Origin of the sequence: Dryocola clanedunensis (assembly GCF_038405435.1) — a bacterium.
GTDB lineage: Bacteria > Pseudomonadota > Gammaproteobacteria > Enterobacterales > Enterobacteriaceae > Dryocola > Dryocola clanedunensis_A.
Window position 1 is genome coordinate 1 of sequence record NZ_JBBYHZ010000048.1, and the last position, 947, is coordinate 947.

Annotated in this window: 2 protein-coding genes; both read right to left on the bottom strand. The window is 68.3% G+C overall.

Annotated elements, in window-relative coordinates; translation table 11 throughout:
• On the bottom strand, nt 1-420 hold a 420-nt coding region (locus AAE045_RS23260), incomplete at its 3' end, for a lyase family protein (protein ID WP_455549689.1).
• Between the two features lie 37 nt (nt 421-457).
• Nucleotides 458-947, bottom strand: a 490-nt coding sequence (locus tag AAE045_RS23265; RefSeq protein ID WP_455549688.1) for a transporter associated domain-containing protein, incomplete at its 5' end; no start/stop codon positions are given.

The following is a 947-nucleotide window of genomic DNA, read 5'->3' on the forward strand; positions in this document are numbered from 1 at the left end:
GCGGCGGGCCTGCTCGAGCATCAGCCCGTAGCTGAGGTTGTTGATGTCTTCACTGGTGCAGGCGAAATGCACGAACTCCAGCGCCGGGCCCAGCTCCGCATCGGCGGTGAGCTGCTCCTTGATGAAGTACTCCACGGCCTTGACGTCGTGGTTGGTGGTGCGCTCGATCTCCTTCACCCGCGCGGCATGGGCCGGGGCGAAATCGTCGGCCAGGGCGCGCAGGCGCGCGGTGGCGGCGGCCGAGAACGGCGCCAGTTCGACGATGCCCGGCTCATTGGCCAGTGCCAGCAGCCATTCCACTTCCACCTTCACGCGGGCCTTGATCAGGCCGTATTCGGAGAAGATCGGGCGCAGGGCGTCGACCTTGCCGGCGTAGCGGCCATCGAGCGGGGACAGGGCGAGCAGGGCGAATTCGGACATGGCAGGGCGCAGATCGGTGGCAGCGGGGGCCGTCATTCTACGCTGCCCCGGCGTCCTCGGCCTGTGCCATGCGCACCGTCACCGCCTGGATCCGGTGCCCGGCCATGCGCTTGATCGTGAACTGGTGCCCGTCGATCTCCAGCTGCTCGCCTTCCTCGGGCAGCCGCTGGAGCTGGTGCACGATCAGCCCGCCGACCGAATTGAGGTGGTCAGGCGCGCTCAGGTCGTGCCCCAGCAGCCGCTCCAGCCGGAAGATCGAGGTCGAGCCGGCCACCAGCAGGGTGCCGTCGGCGCCACGGGTGGGGGCGTCCTTGACGATATGCGGGTGTTCGTCCTCGATATCCCCGACCACCACTTCCAGCAGGTCTTCCAGGGTGAAGTAGCCCAGGATGCGGCCGTGCTCTTCCACGCACAGCGCCAGGTGGGTGGTGCCGGTGCGGAAGCGTTCCAGCACCAGCGGTACCGGGGTTTCCAGCGCGATCAGGTTGGCCGGGCGCAGCAGCGGGCGCAGGTCGTCGGTGGGATTG